Source organism: Streptomyces griseorubiginosus (assembly GCF_017614965.1).
Lineage (GTDB): Bacteria > Actinomycetota > Actinomycetes > Streptomycetales > Streptomycetaceae > Streptomyces > Streptomyces griseorubiginosus_B.
In genome coordinates this window covers 31,250-51,735 of sequence record NZ_WVUG01000025.1, presented here as the reverse complement: position 1 = coordinate 51,735, position 20,486 = coordinate 31,250, and the positions used below count along the sequence as shown (strand labels likewise).

The following is a 20,486-nucleotide window of genomic DNA, read 5'->3' as shown; positions in this document are numbered from 1 at the left end:
CCCCTGATCACCCCCGCTGAGGAGACCGCATGACCGCCCCCCTGATGTCGCTCACCTGGACCGACCACCTCACCGGCCGCCAGGGGTTCCTCGTCGTCGACCGGCTGGTGCGCGGTGTCGCCAGCGGCGGGCTGCGCATGCGCGCCGGCTGCACCCTCGAGGAGGTCGCCGGGCTCGCGCGCGGGATGACCATGAAGGAGGCGCTGCACTACAACCCGGAGGGCCGCTACATCCCGCTGGGCGGCGCGAAGGGCGGCATCGACTGCGACCCCCAGGACCCGGGGGCGTACGGGCTGCTGGTGCGCTATCTGCGCGCCATGAGGCCGTACATCGAGAACTTCTGGACCACCGGTGAGGACCTCGGTCTCACCCAGGACCTGGTGGACCGGGCGGCGGCCGAGGCGGGGCTGGTCTCCTCCGTCCAGGCGGTGTATCCGCTGCTGGACGACGAGGCGACGGCCCGGCGGCGGCTCGCGGACGCGTTCGCGGTCGAGGTGGACGGCATCGGGCTGGACGAACTGGTCGGCGGCTGCGGGGTCGCCGAGTCGGCGCTGGCGGCCCTGGACCGGGCCGGTGTGCCGTACGCGGGCACGCGGGTCGCGGTGCAGGGCCTCGGCACCATGGGCGGGGCGACGGCGCGCTTCCTCACACGCGCGGGGCTGACCGTCGTCGCCGTCGCCGACGTCAAGGGCACGATGGTCAACCCGGCGGGCCTGGACGTGGAGACGCTGCTGGCCGCGCGGGACGCCTACGGCACCGTCGACCGCGCCGCCCTGCGCCCCGAGGACCGTGAACTGCCCGGCGACGCCTGGCTGTCCGCCGACGCGGAGGTGCTGGTGCCGGCGGCCGTGTCGTACGCGATCGATGTCGCCGAGCAGGAGCGGATCACCGCCCGCTGGATCGTCGAGGCGGCCAACATGCCGGTGCTGCCCGAGGCGGAGGAACTGCTCGCCGCGCGCGGGGTGACCGTGCTGCCGGACGTCGTCGTCAACTCCGGGACGAACGCCTGGTGGTGGTGGACCCTGTTCGGGGACATCGGCGCCGACGCGGACGAGGCGTTCGCCCACACCCGGCGCTCGATGCGGGCCCTGGTGGAGCAGATGCTGGCCCGCGCGGAGGCGGACGGGACGACACCGCGCGCGGCGGCCCACGCCATCGTCGCCGACCGGCTGCCCGTGATCGCGCAGCGGTTCGGGTGGTACCGGTGACACCCCGACCCGGCCTGTGACAGACCGGGCGGGGGTGGCGCGCCGAGGCCCCCGCCCCGCCGGTTCACCACCCACGCACACGCGCGTGCTCTTCTCCTGGAACTGCGCCACGCGCCCCTGCTGACCGGCTGGCGGCGGAGCATCCGGAACTGGCCGAACTGGGGGTCGATCCCCTGCTGGTGCACCCCGGTAGGGCGCTCGCTCTGGACGCGCACGGCGTGCTGGGGGCCGGATAGGGTCGGGCGGCGTGACGGTTCGACTGTGTTGTCTGCTGTGGGCCCGGCCGGGTGCCGGCGAGGCCCTGGGCGCGTACGAGGACAAGGTGCTGGCGCTGCTGGGCGAGCACGGCGGGCGGGTGCTGCAGCGGGCCCGCGCCGACGGCGCCGACGGGCGTCCGGACGAGATCCAGCTGATCGAGTTCAACTCGCGGGCCGGTTTCGACACCTTCATGGCGGACGGGCGGCGCACCGCCCTGGCCGGCGAGCGCGACGCGGCGGTCGCGCGGACCGAGCTGTACCCGGTTGAACTGGTCGGACAGCGGCCCGACCCCGCGCCATCAGCGGCGACGGAATAGGGTGACCGCGTGGCGAGAGTGCGGTTGAGCGTGGCGGAGCGGCGTGAGGAGTTGCTGCGGGCCGCCATCGAGCAGATCGAGGCGCGGGGCGTGGCGGCGGTCAGGATCGCCGACGTGGCCTCGGCGCTCGGCGTGAGCAACGCGCTGGTGCTGTATCACTTCTCGACCAAGGAGAAGCTGGTGGCCGCCGCGTTCACCCACGCGGCGGAGGACGACCTGGCCCATCTGCGCAAGCTGCTCGGCCGGCGCACCACGGCGCTGCGGCGGCTGCGCTCGGCCGTGCGCTGGTACGCGCCGACCGGACAGGCCAAGGGCTGGCGGCTGTGGATCGAGGGCTGGGCGGCCGCCCTGCGCGAACCCGTGCTGCAGGAGGTCACCCGTGACCTCGACCGGCGGTGGAAGGCGGCGCTGGCCGAGGTCATCGCCGAGGGCGTGGCCGCCGGTGAGTTCCGCTGCCCCGACCCGATGGGCACGGCCCTGCGGCTGACGGCCCTGCTGGACGGGCTCGCCGTCCAGCTGACGTCCTACCCGGGCGCGGTGTCACGGGCCCGCGCCCAGGAGTGGGTGGACGAGGCGCTGGCCGGCGAACTGGGGCTCGAGCGGGAGGCGTTGACCGCGCCGGAGCGGTGACCTCCCGCACGCGTCGCTCTCAGGCCACCGGGGCGATCCGCATCTTGATGTCGTCCGGCGACAGCGCTCCCTTGGCCGTCACATGGTCGCCCGAGGACTCCCCGCGCAGCCGGCGCCCGATCCACGGCACCAGGTACTCGCGCGCCCAGTGCACGTCGTCCCGCCGCACCTCGAGGGTGCCGCGCGGCGGCAGCGGGGGCCAGGGCTGGTCCGGGTCGGCCGGGACCTCCAGGCCGAGGACCTGACCCGCGCGCAGCGCCACGCGCGTGTGCCCCTCGGGTGAGAGGTGCAGCCGGTCGTCGTCCCAGGCCCTGCGGTCCTGCACGGTCTTGAGGGACCACAGGTCGAGCACGGGACAGCCGTACCGGTCGGCGATGGCCCGGACATGTCCGTTGTAGGTGGCGATCTTGCCGCGCAGGTGCTTGAGCACGGGCACGCCACGGGTGTCGAAGCCGGTCGTGACCATGACGGTGCCGGCGGCCCGGGTGAGCCGGGCGACCGCGCGCTCGAAGCGCTCGGCGACATCGTCCGGGTCGGTGCCGGGCCGGATGATGTCGTTGCCGCCGGCACAGAAGGAGACCAGGTCCGGGGCGAGTTCCTCGGCCTGCGGGACCTGGTCCGCCACGATCTGGTCGAGCAGCTTGCCGCGCACGGCGAGGTTGGCGTAGGCGAAGTCGCCCTCGGGCCGCCGGTCCGCCAGCAGCACGGCGAACCGGTCCGCCCAGCCGACCATGGCTCCGTCGGGGCCGGGATCGCCGACGCCCTCGGTGAAGCTGTCCCCCACCGCGACGTACGACCCGATCACTGCATTGCTGTCTCTGCTGTCACTTTTCGAATCGTCTGCCACGGCGGCCATGATTCACCTTCGAATGTGACCTACGCGACCGTAAGAAAGGGTTGACGGTCGGTGAGATAAGCCACGCCAAAGGGTTGCCCAAGGCAGGAATAACTCTCGGATCACCGATGTTGACGCGTCAATCGCCACGCACGACCACAACACCGAAGGCCGGACCCGGGGATCGAGGTCCGGCCTTCGGCGGCGTGTCGGGCGCGCGGTCGGCGGGGGGTCAGCCGACGGCGACGCCCTTGGAACGGAGGTAGGCGACCGGGTCCACGTCGGAGCCGTAGTCCGGCGTGGTGCGGATCTCGAAGTGCAGGTGCGGGCCGGTCACGTTGCCGGTCGCGCCGGAAAGACCCAGCTGCTGGCCCGCGCTCACACTCTGGCCGACCGAGACGGAGATCTGGGAGAGGTGGCCGTACTGCGCGTAGTGGCCGTCGGTGAGCTTGATGACGACCTGGTTGCCGTACGCGCCGCCCCATCCGGCGGTGACGACGGTGCCCGCGCCCACGGCCTTGACCGGGGTGCCGGTCGGGACGACGAAGTCGACGCCGGTGTGGTAGCCGCTGGACCACATGCTGCCGGCGACGTGGTAGCCGGTGCCGATGGTTCCGCCGGTCACCGGGAGAGTGAAGCCGGTGCTGGTCGACTCGGCGGTCTGGGTGGCCTTCGTCGCCTTCGACGCCTTCGAGTCGTTCGACGCCTTCGACGCCTTCGACGAGGAGGAAGCGCTCGACGAGGAAGAGGAAGAAGCAGCGGAGGTGGAGGACTTGGTGGCGCCGGTCGTCGCCTTGCCGCCGAGGGTGAGCTTGAGGCCCGGGTGGATCAGCGACGGATCGTCGCCGACGGCCTGCCGGTTGTCCGCGTACAGCTTCTGCCAGCCGCCCCGGACGTGCTGCTCGTCGGCGATCTTCGCGAGATAGTCGCCGGCCCGGACCGAATAGGTGCGCACACCCGTGTTGTTGGCGTTCGCCTTCTTCTCGGTCGCCTTCTTCTCGGCGACCGGAAGCGACTGGACGGTCTTTTCGGAAATCGACTGGGAAGCCGACTGCGCGGTGGCCGCGTGGGCTCCGGTGGCCCCTATGAGCGGGACGGCGAGAGCGGCGCCGCCGGTTCCGGCGACGGCAATGGAGCGGGTGAAGCGCTTGGGCTTCGGGCGGCGGTGCTTACCCTTCGCGGGCATGGCGAATTCCTCTCCGTCGCCTGCGAGGTGAGCTGTCGGGTGCGGGCTGGAGATGCCCGGCCGCGTTTTCGGCGCGGCTTTACCCCTAGCCGTTCCGGAGACCGGAACAGGCGTCGTACCTGTGGGTCCCCCGCTCCTGCCGTTCACGGGTGAGTTGTGCGGGCTCCGGGCGGCGGCAGGACTGGGCGTCCGTCCGGATTGGTGGCGAACGTAAGCGACCAGGACGCAAAGGGACAAGCGGCGGTTCCCTGCGCATGCGTTTCTGTTGATCGACTGCGGGAATTCACGGTCACCCTCCGTGAATTACAGTTCCACGCCTTTGTCCAAAGCCCCTTGAAACCCTTATGAATTACGTGAACATGACGTGCCACGCACCGTCACGGATATGACGCTCCTCACGTGACGGTGCTCCAGCATTCCCCATTCCAGAGCGAGTTGGAATGAAGACGTCAATTCGGACAGAAGACTCAGATACGGCGCAGTCGGATGACTTTCGCATCGAGGTCCCCGCGCAGCCCGGTGTCCAGTCCGTGATGCAGCAGTACGGCCCCGCGGTGAATTTCGCCCGTTTCAGGGGATTCGTAGGAGGCTGTCGGGTCGAGTCCGCGCAGCCGCAGGGCCGGCACGGGCTCGCCGTAGCTCTGCGCCTGGAGCCAGGCCAGGACGACCGACTCGTCCCCGCGCACGTACTGCACGGCGCTGAGCCCGCCCGTCGGGGGCCGCAGCCGGTGGAGGTCGCCGTGCTGCACCAGGGGCCGGATCTCCTTGTAGAGGCTCACCCAGTCACCGGCCTCGGCGAGCTCTTCCTCGGTCCACTGGGTGAGGTCTCCGCCGACGCCCAGCACACCCGCCATGGCGCTGACGAACCGGAAGCGCAGGGAGCTGACCCGGTCGTTGAGCTGGGTGTTGGGGCTGTCGGTGACCCAGGCGGCCATCACGCGCGCGGGATGGATCTGGCTGAAGCCGTGCTGGATGGCGAGCCGGTCGAGCGGGTCGGTGTTGTCGGAGGTCCACACCTGGTCGGTACGGCTCATGATGCCGAGGTCGATCCGGCCGCCACCGCCCGAGCAGGACTCGAAGACGACGTCCGGGTGGGCCGCCCGCAGCCGGTCCAGCAGCGCGTACAGCGCGCGGACGTGGTCGACCCACAGGCGCTGCGGGTAGGGGTCGCCGGGCCAGCCGGCGTCGGTGAAGCAGCGGTTGAAGTCCCACTTGACGTAGTCGATGGAGGCGCTGGACAGGAGCGTGTCCAGTTGCTCCCAGAGGTACTCCTGGACGTCCTCGCGGGCCAGGTTCAGTACGAGCTGGTTGCGGAACTCCGTGCGCCTGCGGCCCGGCTGGAACTGCACCCAGTCGGGGTGGGCGCGGTAGAGGTCGCTGTCCGGGTTGACCATCTCGGGCTCGACCCAGATGCCGAACTGCATGCCGAGGGCGTGCACGTAGTCGGCGAGCGGCGCGAGGCCCTTGGGGAAGCGGTCGGGGTTGGGCGTCCAGTCGCCGAGCCCGGCCCGGTCGCTGGTGCGCTTGCCGAACCAGCCGTCGTCGACGACGAACAGCTCGACGCCGATGCCGGCGGCCCGGCGGGCGAGCGCCCCCTGCTGCTCCTCGGAGATGTCGAACTCCGTGGCCTCCCAGGAGTTGAACAGCACCGGCCGGTCCCGGTCCGCGTCGGGGATGACGTAGGCGCGCTGGTAGGCGTGCCAGGCGCGGCTCGCGCCGCCGAAGCCGCCGTCGCTCCACAGCCCGGCGAAGACGGGGGTGGTGTACGACTCCCCGGCGCCCAGGAGCAGCAGCCCGGAGTCGTCGTACCCGGCGCCGCCGGTGATCTGCACCCGTGCGTCCGGGAGCTGTGCCACCGCGATCCGCCAGGAACCGGACCAGCCGAGCGCGCAGCCGTAGACCTCGCCGCGCTCCTCGGTGGCGTCGGTGTCGAGGGCGACCCAGGGCAGGTGCTGGTGCCCGGTGTGGCCGCGGCGGCTGCCGATGACCTTCTCGCCGTGGGTGAGCGGCGCGGCGGTCAGCAGGGACTCGGCGGCCCAGCGGCCGTCCAGCTGGGACAGCCGCCAGCCCTCGCGGTCGGGCAGCGTCCAGGTGGCGGCGTCGGCGCGCAGCAGCTCCAGGGGCGCCGGTCCGTCGTTGTCGAGGCTCACCCAGCGTTCCACGACGTCGTGCCGCATGCGGTAGTGCAGCGTGATGACGAGCCCGCCGTCGCGGAAGCGCAGCCGCAGATGGTCGCCCTCCGCCTCGTGCGCCTCGAAACGCCACTCGGTGCCGCGCCGCTCCTCGGTGCGCACGGACAGGGCGGGCCGGGCGAACCGGGGGCCGCCCTCGACCGGGTACTCCTCGCGGCCGTCCAGCGGGGACTCGAAGGGCCGGTAGACCGGCAGCGGGCGGACGGCGAGCGCCTCGGCGTCCGCGAGCGCGATCCGCGGGCCCCAGTGCAGGTGCAGCAGCTCGTCGTCCTCGGTCAGATGGACGGCGTACCCGCTGGCCGGACCGGTCAGGAGCCAGGTACGGCCGTTGTCGGAGATCTCCAGCATCAAGCCCTCACACGTTCGAACAGGTCCGATCAAGCGGCAACATCATCAACGTCCGCGGGCCTCGGCGGCAACGCCTGTGGACAACTCATTGCCCGGGGAACCCATGTCGTATCGTCGAGGAGGTGCCCGTCGTCGAGCCGCGCCGGCGGGGCCGACCCCGAGGAGGCCCCGTGACGCAGCAGGTCCCGTCGACCGAGCCCGAGCTGACCGCCGTACGCAACTTCCGCGACGTCGGCGGGCTTCCGACGGCGGACGGACGACGGGTGCGGCACGGAGTGCTGTTCCGCAGCGGCCATCTCGCGCACGCCACGGAGGAGGATGCCGCGTTCCTCTCCTCGCTGGGACTGCACACGATCTTCGACTTCCGCAACGCGGCGGACCAGAAGCTGGAGGGCCCGGACGTCGAGCTGCCGGGCGTGCGCAATGTGAACCTGCCGCTGACGGATCCGGCGGACGGCTCCGGGTTCTGGAAGATGGTCCGGGACGGCGAGATCGACCAGTTGCGGGAGATCCTCGGCGACGGCAAGGCGGCCAACCGCATGATCGTCTCCTATCGCACGATCATCCGGGAGCGCACCGCCGAGCACGCGCGTGTGCTGCGTTCGCTCGCCGAGGACAGCGTGCCCGCGCTGATGCACTGCGCGGCGGGCAAGGACCGCGCTGGCCTGTCCATAGCGGTGACCCTGCTCGCGCTGGGCGTCGAGCGGGAGGCGATCGTCGCCGACTACCTGGAGTCCAACGCCAAGCACCGCCGCTACAAGGTACGGCGCAGCAACTCCTCCGGCGCCGGCTACTCCCCCGAGGTCATGGAGCTGCTCAGCCCCCTGTTCGAGGCGCGCGTCGAATACCTGGAGGCGGCCTTCGAGACCATCGAGGAGACGTGGGGCGGCGTCGAGGCCTATCTGGAGCAGGGTCTCGGGGTGACACCGCAGATCCGCGAGCGGCTGCGGGAGCGGCTGCTCGACTGACAGTGAGGGCTACTTGGCGCCGACCGCGAACAGCAGATAGACGAAGGCCGCGAACAGGTGCCCGACGGCGATGTAGATGATCAGCCGCACCCACAGGGCGCGGGGGAACTTCTCTTCCATGTTGCTGTTGCTCATGGCATGTCTCCGGTGACGGGGCCCAGGCACAGTGTGGCCGTAGGACTCTGCAGCAGGGTGTGGACGAACAGGAGCTCGACGCCGTCGGCGTCCTGGGCGGCGATCCGGTGCGGGGTCAGCGAGTCGAAGTGCGCGCTGTCCCCCGGTCCGAGCCGGTGCGTGGTGTCGCCGAGGCGCAGCCGCAGCCGTCCCTGGAGGACGTACAGCCACTCCTCGCCGGGATGCACCCGCACGATGTCGCCCTGCGAGCCGTGCGGCACGCGCACCCGCAGGGCCTGCATCCCGCGCCCGGACGCACCGGCCTGCCAGTACGTCCAGCCGCCCGCGACGGTCGGTTCCATGTCGGCGGCGCGTACCACGGCGTCCCGTTCGGCGACCGTCTCGCCGAGCAGCTCCGAGACGGTCGTACCGTAGATACGGGCGAGGGCGAGCAGCACCGGAAGTGAGGGCTGGCGCTGCCCGGTCTCCAGCCGGGAGAGATGGGCCGGTGACAGCCCCGCGGTGCGCGCCGCCGCCTCCAGGGTGAGGGCGGCACGCCGGCGCAGGGCGCGGAGCTGCGGCGCGACGGCGGGCAGGACCTCGTCCGGCCCGGCCGGGGGCCCGGTCTCGGGAGAGCTCATGCTCCCCATTCAGCCGCACTCTTGCCTGTGTGGCAAATTTCTTGCCTCAGAGGCAAAAAGGCGGCTCAGGGCGTCATTCCGGGGCCGTCCTCGTCTCGTACGCCTTGTACCGTACGTCGGGGTCCGGGTGCCCGCGCAGCAGCCGCAGCAGCGACCGCCACTCCTCGGGCCAGCCGAGGGCGCCGGCCGTTCCGTACACCAGCTGCGCCGCGAGCAGACCGGGCACCGTGCCGCCGTCGCGGGCCAGCCGCTGGGCCGCCGCCAGCACGGCAGCGGCACGCTCGGGCCGGGCCCGGTGCGCCCAGCCAGTCTCCAGCCGGCCCGACACCTCGAGCGCGACCGCCGTTCCGGTGCCCTCCAGCGCCTGAGCCAGGTCCAGCAGCCGTCCGAGCAACTGGTCCGCCTCCTCGGTGCGGTCCACCAACCGGCGCAGCAGACCTGCCCGTTCGGGGGCCAGCAGCGGTTCCGGCGCGAGCAGCGCGGCGATCGCCTCCAGCACCTCGAGCCGTTCGACGGCGTTGTAGGAGGGCGACACCAGGGCCCTCAGTCGCTGCAGCGCCGGCAGATCCCGGTCCTCCAGCGCCTCGCAGCCGCCCTCGGGCGTCCGCATCGCGGTCAGCAGCCGGGTCACCGCGCCGTGGAAGGCACTGCCGGGAGCGGCGCCGCCCACCGGGTGGGGCAGGTCGGCGAAGACGAGGTCGCGCAGCACCGATGCCGCATGGCTCCAGTGCTCCCGGTCGTCCAGGTCGCACACCGTGCCGGCGATCCGGTCGGCCAGCCCGGGCGCGTACCGGGTCCAGGGGGCCAGCCCGCGCAGGAAAGCCCAGCCGGAGAAGTCCTCGTGCGAGGCCAGACCGGCGTCGTAGACCGCGTCCACCACCGCCGCGTACCGGCCACGCTGCGCCTCTGCCAGTTCCCAGGGCCCCACCTCGACGACGGCCCTGAGGACGCCGGGGGTGTCGTCGCGGGCGGCCGCGTCCAGCAGGTGCCAGGCCTCCGGCACACCCAGCAGAGGCGGAAGCGCGCGGATCACGGCGGTCCGGACGTCGGGGTGCGTGTCGGGGGCGAAGCCTCGCGCGAGCAGCGCCACCGCCTGCCGCGGCGGCAGGAACCGGGCCGCGAGGCGCACGGCCTCCTTGCGGGAGGTCACCTTCGCGGGCCGCTCCCCCGTCAGCAACGGGCTGAGGGCTGCGGCGAGCTCGGAGGGGGCGGTGAAGCGGGCGGCGCGGCTCGCCGCGTACACCGCGACCCGGGCCCGGTCACCGGCCGCTTCTTCCAGGAGCACCGGAAGCACGTCCTGCGGGCGGTCGGTCCAGGGCAGCGCGGCGAGCGCCGCCTCGGCGACGACCACCTCCTCGTCGTCCTTGTGCCGCATGGCGAGGGCCAGGCCCAGCTCCGGCACCGGGGCGGCGGCGCGGAGCGCGGCGGCCCGGTCGTCCAGGGGCCGGGAGCCGTCCTCGGTGATCTGCTCGGCGAGCCGTGCCGCGGCCCGCTGCTGGCGGGGCAGCCAGCGGTCGGCGGCGCCGAGGTCCGGCAGCGGGCGCGCGGCCCCGGCGACCAGGAAGCGCCCGTACGGCGGGGTGTCGGCCAGCAGCGCGTCCAGCAGGTCCGTGCGCTCGCGGGACAGTACCCGCCGTACCGGCGCGAGAACGACCGCCGACGGCTCCTGTCCGACGATCCGCGCCGCCCGTTCCCCGCGGGTGGCCGGTGCGGCCAGCCACAGCGTCGCGGCCGCCTCGAATGTCAGGTCGTCGCCGCGCTCCAGCGCCAGGGCGAGCATGTCCTGCAGCAAGGGCATCCGCCGGGCCCGCGGGCCGAACGCGGCGGCCAGGCCGAGCAGCAGCCGGAAGTCGGACCGGTCCGCCGCCGCCTCCAGCCAGGGGCGCAGCGCCTCGAACACCTCGTGCTCCTGGCCGCGCCGCAGGACGCGGTGCAGCGGCCCGAAGTCGGGTACGCCGACCCGGCCCGCGATCCGTTCCAGCGTGCTCAACGCCCAGGTACTCAGGGCCGTTTCGTCGTCCCTGGCATGCTCGACGAGGACGCGCTCGGCGAGGGTGCGCAATGCCTTCAGGGTGTCGGCCGAACAGTCCCGGGCCTGCAGGGCGTCGAGGGCGACACGGTCGAGAGGCTCGGCGTCCGCGGAGGTGAACAGCCGCGGATGCGTCTCGGCGAGCGCCTCCAGCGCGGCCGAGCGCACGAGGTCCTGGTCGTTGCGGAGCCGGTTCGCCGCGTCCAGCACCTCGGTGATCGCCTCCCGGCCGCCGTCCCGGCCCGCGCAGGCCACGAACAGCGGCCAGGCGGCGGCTCGGTCGTCGGCGTCGGGCCGCCGGATCGCGGCGATCAGGAAGGCGCGTGCCTCGTCGTACGGGCCGTGGGCGAGCGTGTCCAGGTCGTCCCAGGCGTCGACCCGCTCGCCGAACTCGGCGGCCTCCCTGCGCACTTCGGCCCAGCGGCGCTCGCGTGGCAGCAGGCCGAGCACGGACAGGGCAGGGTCCCAGTTCGTGCCCTCCGCGGTGACCGCGTCGAGGAAGGCCGTCCGTCTGCCCGGCGCCATGGCCTTCAGCAGCCCGGCGAGGTGGTCGCGCCGCTGTATCCAGTGGCGGCCCAGCAGCGGCAGGGACGGCGGCTCGGCGCGCACCAGCCGGCGCAGCACGCCGGGCGGCGGCACGGGCTCGTGGCGCGGTGGGTTCCGGCGCGGGGAGATGATCCAGCGCACGACCCGCTCGGCGTCGGCGTCGACGAGCGCGCCGAGGCCGCCGAACAGGCCGGGCGGCAGGGCGGCCGGGCCGTGCCGTTCCAGCAGGGCCAGGACCCCCTCGGGCAGCCGCGGGGCGAGTGCCGCGACCGTCGTGGCGTTCAGCCGCCACCACTCCTCCCGGGCCCGGTGGTCGGTCCGGTCGGCCAGGGCGCGTTCGGCGTGGGCCAGCACCGGGCCGGGGTGGCGCCGGGCGAGCCGGGGCCAGTTGTCCACGGCGTGCGCGAGCCGGGGCAGCTCCTGTGCGACGAAGGGCGTGGAGCAGGCGGGCAGCAGACGCGCGGCCTCGGTCTCGCCCCACTCCTCGCCGAGCCGAGTCACCAGCCGCTCGGCGAGCGCGCCGCGGCCACCGGAGGCGAGCAGACGGGCCAGCCGGCCCCGCAGGGCGGCCGGTGCGTCGTCGTACGCCGCCTCCACGGCCGCGTCGGGCACGGGCAGGGTGCGGGCGGCGCGCTGGGCGTACCCGGCGACGACCGGATCCGGGTCGGCGAGCCGGGCGGCGAGGAAGCCGGCGTCCCGGCCGACGAGGGCGGCCAGCGCGGCGAGGCGGCGCCCGTCGGGGCCGTGGGCTTCGAGTTCGGTGAGGAGCGGAGCGAGTTCCCCCTGCGCCACGAGCCGGCGCGCGGTCTTGGCGGTGAGGGCGAGACGGGCCGGGAAAGAGAGTCCTTCGAGTGCGGAGAGCAACTGCTCCGCGGTGGTCGGCATCCGGCGATTGTGTCGCACGGTGATCGCTCGCGCGATCGATTATTCGGGCGGCCGGGGGCCGTGGAACAACCCCGGCCGCCCGGCGTGTCAGCGATGGGCCACGGCCTGCTTCACCAGCGTCTTGCTGAAGTCCCACATCAGCCCGCCGCCGCTGTGCGCGTCGTCCATGACGGCCGTGAAGGCGTCCACGAACCGGTCGACCTCCGGCTCGCCGATGACAAGGGGCGGGATCAGCTTGATCACCTCCAGGTGGTCGCCGGAGACCTGGGTGAGGATCCGGTGCCGCTGCAGCAGCGGTACGACGACCATCTGCGCGAACAGTCCCTTGCGGGCTGCCTGCAGTATGGTCCAACGGCTGCGCAGCTTGAGCGACTTGGGCCTGCCGAACTCGATGCCGATCATCAGGCCCCGGCCGCGTACGTCGGCGAGCAGCTCGTACTTGTCGATCAGCGCCGCCAGCCGGGACTTCAGGAGGTCACCCGTACGGCGGGCGTTCGCGACGATCTGCTCGTCCTCCATGACCGACAGCACGGCGAGGCCGGCCGCCATGGCCTGGGCGTTGGAACCGAAGCTGGCGGAGTGGACCAGCACCCGGTCCATGGACGAGTAGACCTTCTTGAAGATCCAGTCCTTGCCGAGGGTGGCGCCGACGGGGACGTACCCGCCGGACAGGGCCTTGGCGACGCAGACCAGGTCCGGTTCGACGCCTTCCTCGTGCTGGTAGGCGTAGAAGTCGCCGGTGCGGCCGAGGCCCGTCTGGACCTCGTCGGCGATGAGCAGCGCCTTGTGCCGGCGCAGGAGTTCCTGGGCGGCGCGCAGATAGCCGGGCGGACTCTCGTGCACGCCCTTGCCCTGGATCGGCTCGACGATCAGGGCGGCTACGTCGCCCTTCTTCAACTCCCGTTCCAGCGCGTCCAGATCACCGAGCGGAACGGCCGTGTCGGGCAGCAGCGGGGCGAAGCCGTCGCGGAAGCCGTCCTCGCCGTTGACCGACAGCGAACCGGTGGTCAGCCCGTGGAAGGCGTGGTCGCAGTACAGGACGCGCGGCCTGCCGGTGGCGAACCGGGCGAACTTCAGCGCGGTCTCCACCGCCTCCGTGCCGCTGTTGCCGAAGAACACCCGGTCCAGGTGCGGGCTGTACGTCAGCAGCTTCTCCGCGAGCAGGCCCGGCAGCGGCTGGCAGTCGAAGCGGGTGAGGTCGGCGAGAGAGGCGTCGAGGACGTCGTGCAGCGCCTTGCGGACGACGGGGTGGTGGCGGCCGACGCCCATCACCCCGAACCCGGCGAGCATGTCCAGGTAGTCGTTGCCGTCCGCGTCCCAGAAGTGGGCGCCCTCGGCCCGCTCGTAGACCTTGTCGAAGCCGATCGTGTGCAGCATGCGCGGGAGTTGGTGGTTCAGGTACTTCCCGTGCAGCTCGTAGCGCTCGGCTCCGCGCTCGGCCAAGAGTGCGCCGAGGTCGAACTCCTTGGTCATTCAGCCCTCTCCTTGACGGTGCCGTCCGCCTGTTCCTCGACGGCCAGGGTGTCCTCGGCCTCCTTGACGGCGAGGCTCGCGCTGATCCGGCCGGCCACCTCCACCGGCGTGAGACCGATGTCGGCCAGCACCTCGCCGCGCTTGGCATGCGCGAGGAATTGCTCCGGGATGCCGAACCGCCGTACGGGCACGTCGACTTCGGCGTCCGAGAGGGCGAGCGCGACCGCCGATCCGACTCCGGCGGAGCGGCTGTTGTCCTCGACGACGGCGACCAGCCGGTGCTCGGCGGCGAGGCGCACGAGCGCCGGATCCACGGGCTTGACCCAGCGCGGGTCGACGACCGTGCAGGAGATCCCGCGCGCCTGGAGCAGCTCGGCGGCCTGCAGGCACACCGGTGCCATCACACCGACGGCGACCAGCAGCACCTCGGGGGTGCCGGGGCCGCGGTGCAGGACGTCGAGGCCGCCGATCCGGTCGACGGCCGGGATCTCGGGTCCCACCGACTCCTTCGGGAAGCGGACCAGGGTCGGCGCGTCGTCGACGGCGACGGCCTCGCGCAGCTGGGCGCGCAGCTGGTCGGCGTCGCGCGGCGCGGCGATCCTGAGGCCGGGGACGACCTGGAGGATCGACATGTCCCACATGCCGTTGTGGGAGGGCCCGTCGACACCCGTGACGCCGGCCCGGTCCAGGACGAACGTCACGCCGCAGCGGTGCAGGGCCACGTCCATCAGCAGCTGGTCGAAGGCGCGGTTGAGGAAGGTGGCGTAGACGGCGACCACGGGGTGCAGGCCCCCGGTCGCGAGGCCGGCCGCGCTCACCGCCGCGTGCTGCTCGGCGATGCCCACGTCCCACACCCGGTCCGGGAACCTGGCGGCGAACTTGCCGAGCCCCACCGGGTGCAGCATCGCCGCGGTGATCGCGACGACGTCCTCCCGCTCCTCCCCGATCCTGACGATCTCCTCGCCGAACACCGAGGTCCAGGACGGGGAGCCGGCCGGCGTGAGCGGCTCGCAGGTGAGCGGGTCCATCACGCCGACGGTGTGGAAGTGGTCCTCCTCGTGGGCGAGTGCGGGCTCGTAGCCGCGGCCCTTCTCCGTGAGGCAGTGGACGAGGACCGGCCCGTGGAAGCGTTTCGCCCGCCGGAGCGCGGACTCCACGGCGCCGATGTCGTGTCCGTCGATCGGGCCGACGTACTTCAGGCCCAGGTCCTCGAACATGCCCTGCGGGGCGAAGGCGTCCTTGAAGCCCTTCTTCGCGCCGTGCAGGGACTCGTAGATGGTGTTGCCGACGACGGGCGTGCGCAGCAGCACGTCCTTGCCCCAGGCGAGCACCTTCTCGTAGCCGTCCGTGGTGCGCAGGGTGGCCAGGTGGTTGGCGAGGCCGCCGATGGTGGGCGCGTAGGAGCGCTCGTTGTCGTTGACGACGATGATCAGCGGCCGGTCCTTGGCTGCCGCGATGTTGTTCAGCGCCTCCCAGGCCATACCGCCGGTCAGCGCGCCGTCGCCGATGACCGCGACGACATGTCCCTTCTCGCCCTGCACCTCGCGGGCCTTGGCGAGACCGTCGGCCCAGCCGAGCGCGGTGGAGGCGTGGCTGTTCTCGACGATGTCGTGCTCGGACTCCTCACGCGAGGGGTAGCCGGACAGGCCGCCCTTGCCGCGCAGCTTGGAGAAGTCCTTGCGCCCGGTGAGGATCTTGTGGACGTAGCTCTGGTGGCCGGTGTCCCACACGATGCGGTCGACGGGCGACTCGAAGACCCGGTGCAGCGCGATGGACAGTTCCACCACGCCCAGGTTGGGCCCGAGGTGCCCGCCGGTCCTGGCCACCGCGTGCACCAGGAACTCCCTGATCTCCTCGGACAGTTCGCGTAGTTCGCTCTCGGACAGCGCCTTCAGGTCTCGTGGTCCCCGGATGTTCTCCAGAATCGTCACGGTCGGGCCCCCTTCGGTCCGTGCTGTTCAACTCACGGTGACGGCCGGCTCCCCCGACGCGACGCCGTCCTGTTCCATCTGCTCGGCGATCTTCATCGCCTCGTCGATGAGGGTCTCCACGATCTTCGACTCGGGGACGGTCTTGACGACCTCGCCCTTGACGAAGATCTGCCCCTTGCCGTTGCCGGAGGCGACCCCGAGGTCCGCCTCCCGCGCCTCACCGGGACCGTTGACCACACAGCCCATCACGGCGACCCGCAACGGGACTTCCATGCCCTCCAGGCCCGCCGTGACCTCGTCGGCGAGCTTGTACACGTCGACCTGCGCCCGACCGCAGGACGGACAGGACACGATCTCCAGCCGCCGCTGCCTGAGCCCCAGCGACTGAAGGATCTGGATGCCGACCTTGACCTCCTCGGCGGGCGGGGCCGACAGGGAGACCCGGATGGTGTCGCCGATGCCCTGGGAGAGCAGCGCCCCGAAGGCGACCGCCGACTTGATCGTGCCCTGGAAGGCGGGACCCGCCTCGGTCACGCCCAGGTGCAGCGGGTACTCGCACTGGGCGGCGAGCTGCCGGTAGGCCTCGATCATCACGACCGGGTCGTTGTGCTTGACCGAGATCTTGATGTCCCGGAAGTCGTGCTCCTCGAACAACGACGCCTCCCACAGCGCCGATTCGACCAGCGCCTCGGGCGTCGCCCTGCCGTACTTCTGCAGCAGCCGCTTGTCGAGGGACCCGGCGTTGACCCCGATCCGGATCGGCGTGCCGTGGTCCTTGGCGGCCCGGGCGATCTCCTTGATCTGGTCGTCGAACTTCTTGATGTTGCCGGGGTTCACCCGCACGGCCGCGCAGCCCGCCTCGATGGCCGCGAAGACGTACTTCGGCTGGAAGTGGATGTCCGCGATCACCGGGATCTGCGACTTGCGGGCGATGGTCGCGAGGGCGTCCGCGTCGTCCTGCGTGGGGCAGGCGACGCGGACGATCTGGCAGCCGGACGCGGTGAGTTCCGCGATCTGCTGCAGGGTGGCGCCGATGTCGGACGTACGGGTCGTCGTCATCGACTGCACCGACACCGGGGCCCCGCCCCCGACCGGCACCGGCCCGACATGGATCTGCCGCGACACGCGCCGCTCGGCGATCGGGCGGGCCGGTACCTCGGGGACGCCCAGGGAGATGGCGCTCACGTCGTCACTCCCGGTTTCCCGCGACCGTCTCGCGCATCGCGCGCAGGGACTCCTTCAGCGACCCCATGGTCGCGAGGACGGCGGTGGGCTCGTAGCCGCAGTGCGCCATGCAGTTGGCGCAGCGCGGGTCCTTGCCGCGGCCGTACTTGTCCCAGTCGGTCTTCTCGATGAGGTCGCGGTACGTCGGCACGTATCCGTCACTCATCAGGTAGCAGGGGCGCTGCCAGCCGAAGAGCGAGTAGTTCGGGATCGCCCAGGCGGTGCACGGGAAGTCGACCTTGCCCTCCAGGAAGTCGAGGAAGAGCGGCGAGTGGTTGAGCCGCCACTTGCGGCGGTTGCCGCCCGCGAAGGCCTTCTTGAACAGCTCGCGGGTCTGCTCCACGCCGAGGAAGTGCTCCTGGTCGGGCGCCTTCTCGTAGGCGTAGGCGGGCGAGATCATCATCTCGTCGACCTCTAGGTCGTCGTTGAGGAAGTTGAGCACCTCGATGATGGTCTGCGGGGTGTCGGTGTTGAAGAAGGTCGAGTTGGTGGTGACCCGGAAGCCGCGCCGCTTGGCCTCCTTGATCGCCTCCACGGCCTCGTCGAACACGCCCTCCTTGGCCACCGACTCGTCGTGCCTCTCCCGCAGACCGTCGATGTGCACCGTGAAGGCGAAGTACGGGGAGGGCTTGAACTTGTCCATCTTCTTGCGCAGCAGCATGGCGTTGGTGCAGAGGAAGACGTACTTCTTCTTCGCCACCAACTGCCGGACGATCTCATCGATCTGAGGGTGCATCAGCGGCTCGCCGCCGGCGATGGACACCATCGGCGCACCGGATTCCAGCACCGCGCCCACGGCCTGCGCGACCGGCATGCGCTGCTTGAGCACGCCCGCCGGGTGCTGGATCTTGCCGCAGCCCTCGCACTTCAGGTTGCATGCGAAAAGAGGTTCCAGCTCCACGATGATCGGGAACTTGTCCCGCTTGCGGAGCTTCTGTTCGGCCAAGTATGTAGCGACCTTGATGGACTGGCGCAGCGGCATGGCCATCTGGCTCACCTCCGGGGGAGCAGCAAAGAACGGTGCCATTCGAAGAAAGCGGGAAGTACGGAACGAAGGACGCGGAAGGCTGATATTCCACCGCGCACCGTGCCGATCCGGACGAGTTCATGTTCAGGAGCGTCCACGACCACCCTTACGGCCGCAACCGGGCGCTCGCCGGTGCGCACGGCGCTCAGGAGCGTCGCCGCCGATTCCATGTCGACCGCGATGGCGCCGGTCGCGAGCAGGTCCGACCGTTCCTGACCGCGGACGACGTGATCGGAGCCGGTGAGCGGCCCGGTGTGGACGGTGCGGCCGGGCACGGCGCGCACCAGTGCCTCGACCAGCAGCTCGGTGCCGACGCACGGGACGGTCCCGCGCGGATGCCGGGTCTCCTCGGCGACGACCAGGTCGCCGGGGTGCATGCCGGGGGCCAGGCCGGCGCAGAAGCCGGTGGCCAGGACGGCGGCCCCGGCGAATTCCGGCCGGGACAGCACCCTGGTGGTGGAGACCTCGGCCGCCTCGGGCCCCATGCCGGTGCGCAGCACGGTGACCGGCCCGCCGGCCCCGCCCCGGTCGCTCGTGCGCAGGGCGAAGCGTTCGATGCCGAGCGCGCAGGCGATCAGCAGCGGGGCGGGAGCGGGCTCGGTGGTCATCAGCCCCCCTTGCCGACGGCCGCCACCACGGACGGCTCTCCGTGGACGTACCGGCCGAGGGCGGTCAGCGGGAAGACCTGCCGGTAGAGGTGGTAGTTGATGGAGAAGTCCCAGGGGAAGCCGGTACCGGTGAAGTACGGCTCGTCCCAGGAGCCGTCCTCGCGCTGGGTGGCCGCGAGCCACGCGACGCCGCGCTCGACGGCCTTGGACTCCTGCTCCCCCGCCGCGAGCAGGGCCATCAGCGCCCACGCGGTCTGCGAGGCGGTGGAGGCGCCCTTGCCGCTCCACTTCCTCGCGTCCTTGTAGGAGCGCAGGTCCTCGCCCCAGCCGCCGTCGTCGTTCTGCACCGACTCCAGCCAGGCGACCGCACGGCGGATCGCCGGGTGCGAGCCGGGGAAGCCGGCCGCGACGAGGGCGGGGACGACCGACCCGGTGCCGTAGACGTAGTTGACGCCCCAGCGCCCGAACCACGAGCCGTCCGGCTCCTGTTCGGCCAGCAGCCACTCGATGCCGCGCCGGGTGCGCGGGTCGTGGGAGAGGCCCTCGACGGCCAGCATCTCCACCACATGGGCGGTGACGTCGGCGGACGGCGGGTCGATGACCTCGCCGAAGTCGCAGAACGGCAGCCGGTTGGGGAAGGGACTGGTGTTGTCGACGTCGAAGGCGCCCCAGCCGCCGTTCCTGGACTGCATGCCGAGGTTCCAGCGCACCCCGCGCCCGATGGCCTTCTCCACCCGCTCCGGGTCGTGGTGTCTGACCCGGCGCAGCGCGAGGATCACCTCGGCGGTGTCGTCGATGTCGGGGTAGTTGTCGTTGTGGAACTCGAACGCCCAGCCGCCCGGCGGCAGCCCGGGCCGCTTGACCGCCCAGTCGCCGGGCCGGACGATCTCCTCGCCGAGCATCCAGTCGGCGGCCTTGACGAGTTGCGGGTGGTCGGCCGGGACGCCGGCGTCGACGAGGGCGATGGTGGCGAGGCAGGTGTCCCACACCGGTGACTGGCAGGCCTCGATCATCCGGGCCCCGTCCTCGCGCCACACCGCGAAGCGGTCCAGGGACGCCAACCCCTCGCGGATGACCGGGTGTTCGAGGTCGTAGCCGAGCAGGTACAGGGCGATGACCGAGTAGACGGCCGGCGGCTGGATGCCGCCCCAGCAGCCGTCGTTCTCCTGCCGCTCGATGATCCAGCGGGCCGCGGAGTTCATGGCCGCCCTGCGCAGCCGGCGCGGCACGACCTTGCGCAACCGGTGCAGCGCCTTGTCGAGACGCTGGAAGGCGCCGTCCCAACTGGCCACCGGGGCAAGGGGCCTGGGCGGATTGGGCTGGGCCGGGTCGGTGTGCAGTTCGTCGAGCGGGAAGGGCGCGGGCCGCACCGGCCGTTTCGCGGAGACGATCGTCAGCGGGACGATGGTCTGCCGGGCCCAGCACCCGAAGTCGTAGATGTTCAGCGGCATCCACTGAGGGAAGTAGATCAGCTCCGGCGGCAGTTCGGGCAGGTCCTCCCACTTCCACCAGCCGAACAGGGCGAGCCAGATCCGGGTGAAGACACGGGCCGCGGCGATGCCGCCCTGGTCCCGGATCCAGGCGGAGGCCTTCGCCATGTGCGGGGCGTCCGGCTCGTCGCCGGCCAGGCGCAGGGCGACGTACGCCTCGATCGTCGTGGACAGTTCGCCGGGTCCGCCGTAGAAGGTGGCCCAGGTGCCGTCCGCGCGCTGCTCGCCGCGGATGAAGAGTCCGGCGGCGTGCCGCGTGGAGTCGTCGAGGATGCCCAGGAACTGCCGCAGCAGCAGGTCCTCGGCGTCCATCGTCACATTGGTCTCGAGGTCGCCCTTCCACCAGCCCTGGGCGTCCTGCCGCGACAGCAGGAAGTCGGTGGAGCGTTGTACTGCGCGTACGGCGGCGTCGCGTACCCCCGCCGCCACGGGGGTGGTGCTGTCGGTTTCGCTGGCCGAGGCAGCTCGGGGCGATACGGCCCCGGTGCTTCCGTCGGTCGTCGCTGTCATGGCTTCCCCTTCGTGCAGTCGTGCGAGTCGTGCTGCTGTGGGTCCGCCGTCGGCCGGTGCCGGAAAG

General features: G+C 71.8%; 16 protein-coding genes and 1 riboswitch. Of the genes, 4 read left to right on the top strand and 12 right to left on the bottom strand.

Annotated features, from left to right (window positions below; genetic code table 11):
* Positions 1-29: 29 nt before the first annotated feature.
* From GRC12_RS07830 to GRC12_RS07820, 3 genes are all read left to right on the top strand, one after another.
* On the top strand, positions 30-1,208 hold the full coding sequence (locus GRC12_RS07830; RefSeq protein ID WP_208778438.1) for a glutamate dehydrogenase: 1,179 nt from the start codon (positions 30-32) through the stop codon (positions 1,206-1,208).
* 247 nt (positions 1,209-1,455) lie between these two features.
* Entirely contained in the window at positions 1,456-1,782 is a 327-nt protein-coding gene (locus GRC12_RS07825) for a hypothetical protein (protein WP_208778437.1), read from the top strand.
* A gap of 9 nt (positions 1,783-1,791) precedes the next feature.
* Positions 1,792-2,412 (top strand): TetR/AcrR family transcriptional regulator, encoded by a 621-nt coding sequence (locus tag GRC12_RS07820; protein WP_308286493.1) that lies wholly within the window; start codon positions 1,792-1,794, stop codon positions 2,410-2,412.
* A gap of 19 nt (positions 2,413-2,431) precedes the next feature.
* Here the strand turns inward: GRC12_RS07820 and GRC12_RS07815 are convergent, their stop codons facing one another.
* The 3 genes from GRC12_RS07815 to GRC12_RS07805 all read right to left on the bottom strand — a co-directional run bounded on the left by GRC12_RS07815 (position 2,432) and on the right by GRC12_RS07805 (position 6,973).
* Positions 2,432-3,217: an SGNH/GDSL hydrolase family protein gene (locus tag GRC12_RS07815; RefSeq protein WP_208778442.1), complete on the bottom strand. Its 786-nt coding sequence runs from the start codon at positions 3,215-3,217 to the stop codon at positions 2,432-2,434.
* Between the two features lie 262 nt (positions 3,218-3,479).
* Positions 3,480-4,433, bottom strand: a complete 954-nt coding sequence (locus GRC12_RS07810) for a M23 family metallopeptidase (protein WP_208778436.1) — start codon at positions 4,431-4,433, stop codon at positions 3,480-3,482.
* A 4-nt stretch (positions 4,434-4,437) separates the two neighbouring features.
* Positions 4,438-4,595: riboswitch (cyclic di-AMP (ydaO/yuaA leader) on the bottom strand.
* Between the two features lie 305 nt (positions 4,596-4,900).
* Positions 4,901-6,973 carry an alpha-galactosidase gene (locus GRC12_RS07805; protein WP_208778435.1) on the bottom strand — a complete coding sequence of 691 codons (2,073 nt, stop codon included), beginning with the start codon at positions 6,971-6,973 and terminating at the stop codon, positions 4,901-4,903.
* A 170-nt stretch (positions 6,974-7,143) separates the two neighbouring features.
* Between GRC12_RS07805 and GRC12_RS07800 the strand changes: the two genes are divergently transcribed.
* Positions 7,144-7,941 carry a tyrosine-protein phosphatase gene (locus tag GRC12_RS07800; protein ID WP_208778434.1) on the top strand — a complete coding sequence of 266 codons (798 nt, stop codon included), beginning with the start codon at positions 7,144-7,146 and terminating at the stop codon, positions 7,939-7,941.
* Positions 7,942-7,950: 9 nt separating this feature from the next.
* Here the strand turns inward: GRC12_RS07800 and GRC12_RS07795 are convergent, their stop codons facing one another.
* From GRC12_RS07795 to shc, 9 genes are all read right to left on the bottom strand, one after another.
* Entirely contained in the window at positions 7,951-8,076 is a 126-nt protein-coding gene (locus GRC12_RS07795) for a DUF6126 family protein (protein WP_208778433.1), read from the bottom strand.
* Entirely contained in the window at positions 8,073-8,696 is a 624-nt protein-coding gene (locus GRC12_RS07790; protein WP_208778432.1) for a helix-turn-helix domain-containing protein, read from the bottom strand. The genes GRC12_RS07795 and GRC12_RS07790 overlap by 4 nt, the downstream gene beginning before the upstream one ends.
* A gap of 73 nt (positions 8,697-8,769) precedes the next feature.
* Entirely contained in the window at positions 8,770-12,156 is a 3,387-nt protein-coding gene (locus GRC12_RS07785; protein ID WP_208778431.1) for a hypothetical protein, read from the bottom strand.
* Positions 12,157-12,243: 87 nt separating this feature from the next.
* Complete coding sequence (locus GRC12_RS07780) at positions 12,244-13,629, bottom strand: aspartate aminotransferase family protein (RefSeq protein ID WP_208778429.1); 1,386 nt, start codon at positions 13,627-13,629, stop codon at positions 12,244-12,246.
* Complete coding sequence (gene dxs / locus GRC12_RS07775; protein WP_208778427.1) at positions 13,626-15,560, bottom strand: 1-deoxy-D-xylulose-5-phosphate synthase; 1,935 nt, start codon at positions 15,558-15,560, stop codon at positions 13,626-13,628. The genes GRC12_RS07780 and dxs overlap by 4 nt, the downstream gene beginning before the upstream one ends.
* 27 nt (positions 15,561-15,587) lie before the next feature.
* The gene (gene ispG, locus GRC12_RS07770) at positions 15,588-16,745 is read right to left on the bottom strand and encodes a flavodoxin-dependent (E)-4-hydroxy-3-methylbut-2-enyl-diphosphate synthase (RefSeq protein ID WP_208778425.1); all 1,158 of its coding nucleotides are present in this window, start codon (positions 16,743-16,745) and stop codon (positions 15,588-15,590) included.
* A gap of 4 nt (positions 16,746-16,749) precedes the next feature.
* On the bottom strand, positions 16,750-17,772 hold the full coding sequence (hpnH, locus tag GRC12_RS07765; RefSeq protein WP_208778423.1) for an adenosyl-hopene transferase HpnH: 1,023 nt from the start codon (positions 17,770-17,772) through the stop codon (positions 16,750-16,752).
* Positions 17,773-17,777: 5 nt separating this feature from the next.
* The gene (locus tag GRC12_RS07760) at positions 17,778-18,419 is read right to left on the bottom strand and encodes a 5'-methylthioadenosine/S-adenosylhomocysteine nucleosidase family protein (protein WP_208778421.1); all 642 of its coding nucleotides are present in this window, start codon (positions 18,417-18,419) and stop codon (positions 17,778-17,780) included.
* Entirely contained in the window at positions 18,419-20,419 is a 2,001-nt protein-coding gene (gene shc, locus GRC12_RS07755; protein WP_208778419.1) for a squalene--hopene cyclase, read from the bottom strand. Before shc ends, GRC12_RS07760 begins: the two co-directional genes overlap by 1 nt.
* Positions 20,420-20,486 lie beyond the last annotated feature (67 nt).